At 62.2% G+C, this 5199-nt stretch carries 5 protein-coding genes; 3 read left to right on the top strand and 2 right to left on the bottom strand.

Annotation, left to right across the window (positions count from 1 at the left end):
* Positions 1-242 precede the first annotated feature (242 nt).
* Together EN994_RS16940 and EN994_RS16945 are read right to left on the bottom strand one after the other, a co-directional pair.
* Positions 243-608: a cell division protein ZapA gene (locus tag EN994_RS16940; RefSeq protein WP_013529252.1), complete on the bottom strand. Its 366-nt coding sequence runs from the start codon at positions 606-608 to the stop codon at positions 243-245.
* 11 nt (positions 609-619) lie between these two features.
* Positions 620-892, bottom strand: coding sequence for a DUF4164 domain-containing protein (locus EN994_RS16945; RefSeq protein ID WP_013529251.1), 273 nt, complete (start codon positions 890-892; stop codon positions 620-622).
* 263 nt (positions 893-1155) lie between these two features.
* On the opposite strand from EN994_RS16945, the gene tkt reads away from it, so the two are divergent.
* The 3 genes from tkt to EN994_RS16960 all read left to right on the top strand — a co-directional run.
* The gene (gene tkt, locus EN994_RS16950; RefSeq protein ID WP_127307668.1) at positions 1156-3147 is read left to right on the top strand and encodes a transketolase; all 1992 of its coding nucleotides are present in this window, start codon (positions 1156-1158) and stop codon (positions 3145-3147) included.
* Between the two features lie 158 nt (positions 3148-3305).
* Positions 3306-4316: a type I glyceraldehyde-3-phosphate dehydrogenase gene (gene gap, locus EN994_RS16955; protein ID WP_013529249.1), complete on the top strand. Its 1011-nt coding sequence runs from the start codon at positions 3306-3308 to the stop codon at positions 4314-4316.
* A gap of 218 nt (positions 4317-4534) precedes the next feature.
* The coding region (locus EN994_RS16960; RefSeq protein ID WP_206530416.1) for a cation:proton antiporter at positions 4535-5199 on the top strand (665 nt) is incomplete at its 3' end.

Raw genomic sequence — 5199 nt, forward strand, 5'->3', positions numbered from 1 at the left:
GTTGATACGAAGGCTCATGGTACATCTCCCCTGTAAACGGAACCCGTCGGCAGCGAGGAACGACAAGCGGCAACCCATGCTGCCATCGAACTGCCCCGCCCGGGCATCGTTGCATCTTAGCGCAAAAATCGTGACTGCAAGACAATATGAAACTCTTGTCGGTGGCAGGCGAGCATTTTTATGCTGCCGAATGCTCGGCACGCGGATGAGAGCCTGTTGGGCTGGACAGGAGAGATCCTGCCTCAGCTCTTGTTGACCGCCATTGTCACAGTCAGGTCTTCCATGCGCTGTGCCAGCGCGCTGAGCGCGTTGGTCAGCACGCTATCGCTCTTGTCGGCCTTGGTCAGAGCCTCGTCGCGGGTCTTGCGCAAGGTCAGCACTTCGCTTTCCATGCCCTTGACGCGTTTCTGCAACTCCGAGAGTTCATCCATCACCATGATGCCGGCCATCACGGTCAGCCGCTGATCGCCAATCTCGCCGAACGAGTCCTTCAGGTGTGAAACATAGCGGTCGAAACGTTCGGCAAGATCGATCAGATGCTCTTCCTGGCCCTCGTCGCAGGCCATGCGATACTGCTTGCCGTCGATTGAAACCGTGACCTGTGCCATCGGGCCAGCTCCTATCTGTCCAACACGGCGCGGATGGTTTCCATGGCGGTCACCAAACGTCGCGAGACTTCCTTGTTGGCATCTTCCAGCCGTTCGGCGCGCGCTTCGGAATTGTCGAGTTCCTGCGCCAGCCGCGAGCGATCGGCGTTCATCCGCTGCACCTCGGCCTCGGCTTCGGAGTAGTCGCGTTCATGCTCGAGCTTGGCCGCGACGGCGTTTTCCAGCCCCTCGATGGCCTTGCCCAGCCTCGCGATGACTTCCTTGAGTGTGGCTTCCCCGGTCATGGCCTTCGTCCTGTGCCCTGCCCATCACCGAATCGTTCACGTTCAGAACGCGTTATCCCTGAAACATTAGGCACCGGGTGAAGGCAACGTCAACAAAGCTCTCGCGACTGTCCCCCGCTAACGCTAATGTAGGTCCGCCGCCGGCATCACAAGACCGGCAAATGTGCACCCGATTTGTTGACTAAAAGCCCGCGCCTGCTATGTGTCGCGCACCCTTTTCAAGGGCTCTCCCAAGCCCCCAAACCCCCACTTCTGGAGGAACCATGACGTCGCGTGAACAACATGACCGGATGGCCAATGCGATCCGCTTTCTCTCCATGGACGCCGTCGAGAAGGCAAACTCCGGCCATCCCGGCCTGCCCATGGGCTGCGCCGACATCGCCACGGTGCTGTTCACGAAGTTCCTGAAATATGATCCGAAGGCCCCCCATTGGCCCGACCGGGATCGCTTCATCCTGTCGGCCGGCCACGGTTCGATGCTGCTCTATTCGCTGCTGCACCTGACCGGCTACGAGGACATGACGATCGACCAGATCAAGCATTTCCGCCAGTTGGGCTCGAAGACCGCCGGCCATCCCGAATACGGCCATGCCACCGGCATAGAGACGACCACCGGCCCGCTCGGCCAGGGTCTCGCCAATTCGGTCGGCTTCGCGCTCGGCGAGCGCATCATGAACGCAGCCTTCGGCAACGACCTCGTCGACCATTACACCTACGTACTGGCCGGTGACGGCTGCCTGATGGAAGGTGTTTCCCAGGAAGCCATCGCGCTTGCCGGCCATCTCAAGCTCAACAAGCTGATCGTCTTCTGGGACAACAACAACATCTCGATCGACGGCCCGGTCTCGCTTGCCGACAACACCGACCAGGTCGCCCGCTTCCAGGCCTCGGGCTGGAACGCCAGCCACATCGACGGCACCGATCCGGAAGCCATCGCCTATGCCATCGAAGCCGCTCGTCACTCCGACAAGCCGACGATGATCGCCTGCAAGACGACCATCGGCTTCGGCGCTCCAACCAAGGCCGGCACCAACAAGGCGCACGGTTCGCCGCTCGGCGCCGACGAGATCGCCGGTGCGCGCAAATTCTTCAACTGGGACTCGCCGCCCTTCGAGATTCCGGCCGACATCCTTGACGCATGGCCCGCCGCCGGTAAAACCGGCGCCAAGCCGCGCACCGACTGGGAGGGACGTCTGGCCAAGGCCGAGCCCAAGTTGAAGGCCGAGTTCGAACGCCGCCTCGCCGGCAAGCTGCCGTCGAATTTCGACGCCGTCATCGCCGACTACAAGAAGAAGCTGTCGGCCGACAAGCCGAAGGTCGCCACCCGCAAATCCTCGGAAATGGCGCTGGAGGTCATCAACGGCGCCGTGCCGGAAACCATAAGCGGCTCCGCCGACCTGACCGGCTCCAACAACACCAAGACCAGCCAGACCAAGAACATTACGCCCGACGATTACGGCCAGCGTTATGTCCACTACGGCATTCGCGAACATGGCATGGCGGCCGCCATCAATGGCTTGACGCTGCATGGCGGCCTCATCGCCTATGGCGGCACCTTCCTGTGCTTCTCCGATTATGCCCGCCCGTCAATGCGTCTGGCTTCGCTGATGGGCATCCGCTCGATCTTCGTCATGACCCATGATTCCATCGGTCTGGGCGAAGACGGCCCGACCCACCAGCCGGTCGAGCATCTGGCGGCATTGCGCGCGATCCCCAACCACAATGTCTTCCGCCCGGCCGACGCGGTCGAAACCGCGGAATGCTGGCAGATCGCCCTGGAGTCGGAAAAGACGCCGTCGACCTTGGCGCTGACCCGCCAGAACCTGCCGACGGTGCGCACCGAATTCACGGCCAAGAACCTCAGCAGCCAGGGAGCCTATGAGCTGGCCGCCGCCAGCGGCGAGGCGGCGATAACGATCTTCGCCACCGGCTCCGAGGTCGAGATCGCACTTGGCGCGCGCGAGCTGTTGGAAAAGCACGGCCATCCGACCCGCGTCGTCTCGGTTCCCTGCTTCGAACTGTTCGACCAGCAGAGCGACGACTACCGCAAGAAGACGATCGGCAATGCGCCGATCAAGATGGCGATCGAAGCCGGCATCCGCCAGGGATGGGATCATCTGATCGGCTCAGACGGCATCTTCGTCGGCATGACCCGCTTCGGCGCGTCGGGCACGATCGAGCAACTCTATCCGCATTTCGGCATTACCGCCGAGGCCGCGGCCAAGGCGGCGGAAGCCCGCCTGCACGCCAAGTAAGATTCTGGGCCAGTTCGGCGAAACCGCGAAAACGGCTTCGCCGGGCTGGCTCAACTTAATCGATTTAAATCCACGCCAGTGCGGCTGGATTCTTTCTGCTTCCGCCGCTATGAAACTGCAGACCCCTCGTCCGCCCTCCAACTCCCAGGGAGAGAATTATGACCGTCAGAGTTGCCATCAACGGATTTGGCCGCATCGGCCGCAACATCCTGCGCGCTATCCATGAATCCGGCCGCAAGGACATCGACGTCGTCGCCGTCAACGACCTCGGCCCAGTCGAGACCAATGCGCACCTCTTGCGCTATGACAGCGTGCACGGCCGCTTCCCGCATGAAGTCTCGGTATCCGGCGACCAGATCACCGTCGGCAAGGAGACGTTCAAGGTCACCGCGATCAAGGATCCGACGCAGTTGCCGTGGAAGGAACTCGGCATCGACATCGCGCTCGAATGCACCGGCATCTTCACCGCCCGCGACAAGGCAGCGGCACACCTGACCGCCGGCGCCAAGCGCGTCATCGTTTCGGCCCCTGCCGAAGGCGCCGACCTCACCGTGGTCTACGGCATCAACCACGACCAGTTGACCAAGGATCATATCGTCATCTCGAATGCCTCGTGCACCACCAACTGCCTGGCGCCGCTGGCAGCCGTGCTGCACGAAACGGTCGGCATCGAAAAAGGCATGATGACGACGATCCACTCCTACACCGGCGACCAGCCGACGCTGGACACCATGCACAAGGATCTCTACCGCGCCCGCGCCGCGGCGCTGTCGCAGATCCCGACCTCGACCGGTGCCGCCAAGGCGATCGGCTTGGTGCTGCCCGACCTCAAGGGCAAGCTCGACGGCATCTCGATCCGCGTGCCGACCCCGAACGTCTCGGTCGTCGATTTCAAGTTCATCGCCAAGCGGTCGACCACGGTGCAGGAGATCAACGAAGCGGTGATCGCCGCCTCCAACGGCAAGCTCAAGGGCATTCTCGGCGTCACCCATCACCCGAACGTGTCGATCGACTTCAACCACGATCCGCGCTCCTCGATCATGGCGCTCGACCAGACCAAGGTGATGGACGGCAATTTCGTATCGGTGCTCTCCTGGTACGACAATGAATGGGGTTTCTCCAACCGCATGGGCGACACATCGGTCGCCTTCGGCAAGACCATCGCCTGATCACAAAGCCCTCTTTTCGAGACTTGGAACGCCCGGCTTTGCCCGGGCGTTTTTCATGAGCGCAGCTTGCGCCTTCCCAAATTGTGTCCCGGGCGCCAAAACATCCGAAAATCAGCGGCATAGACCAAAAAGCCACCCTGCCGCCTTGCACTGGTCACGTCTTCGCCCCACTCTCTCGCAAAGCAGGAGACAGACAAATTTGAGGGGCTGATTTCAGGATGGAGCATGCGATCTATCTCGTCACGCTGGTCGGCACAGCGCTTGTCGTCGCCGCCGCGTTTTCGAGCCTGATCGCCTTCCGCTTCGGCGCCCCTCTTCTGCTCCTGTTCCTCTGCATTGGCCTCGCCACCGGCACCGACGGTCTCGGCATCCAGTTCGACAATGCCCGCATCGCCTATTTTGCCGGCTCACTGGCGCTGGCCGTCATCCTGTTCGATTCCGGCTTCGGCACGCCGCTCAACGCCTTGCGGCAGGCAGCCGGCCCGGCGTTGTCGCTGGCGACCTTCGGCGTAATTCTGACCACCGGCCTGTTCGGCGCCGCCGCCCACTATCTGCTCGACCTCACCTGGCTGGAATCCTTCCTGCTCGGCGCCGCCGTCGCCTCCACCGATGCGGCCGCCGTGTTCTTCCTGCTGCGTGCCGGCGAGATCAATCTGCGCGAACGCGTGCGCTCGACGCTCGAGGTGGAATCCGGCACCAATGACCCCATCGCCATCTTCCTGACCATCACGCTGGTCGAGATCATCGCCGCTCATGCCAATCCCGAGACCAACGTCCTGGTCACCAGCCTTTTCCTCGGCTTCCTCCTCAACATGGGCCTTGGCGCTGTCGTCGGCGTGCTCGGCGGCCTCGCCATCGTGCGTCTCGTCGACCGGCTCAATCT

It is taken from the genome of Mesorhizobium sp. M7A.F.Ca.CA.002.09.1.1 (genome assembly GCF_003998555.1).
GTDB lineage: Bacteria > Pseudomonadota > Alphaproteobacteria > Rhizobiales > Rhizobiaceae > Mesorhizobium > Mesorhizobium ciceri.

Bases quoted from the DNA above. Each gene is read 5' to 3' on its own strand.
- EN994_RS16940 (WP_013529252.1), bottom strand. From the start codon at position 608: ATGGCACAGGTCACGGTTTCAATCGACGGCAAGCAGTATCGCATGGCC.
- gap (WP_013529249.1), top strand. From the start codon at position 3,306: ATGACCGTCAGAGTTGCCATCAACGGATTTGGCCGCATCGGCCGCAAC.
- tkt (WP_127307668.1), top strand. From the start codon at position 1,156: ATGACGTCGCGTGAACAACATGACCGGATGGCCAATGCGATCCGCTTT.
- EN994_RS16945 (WP_013529251.1), bottom strand. From the start codon at position 892: ATGACCGGGGAAGCCACACTCAAGGAAGTCATCGCGAGGCTGGGCAAG.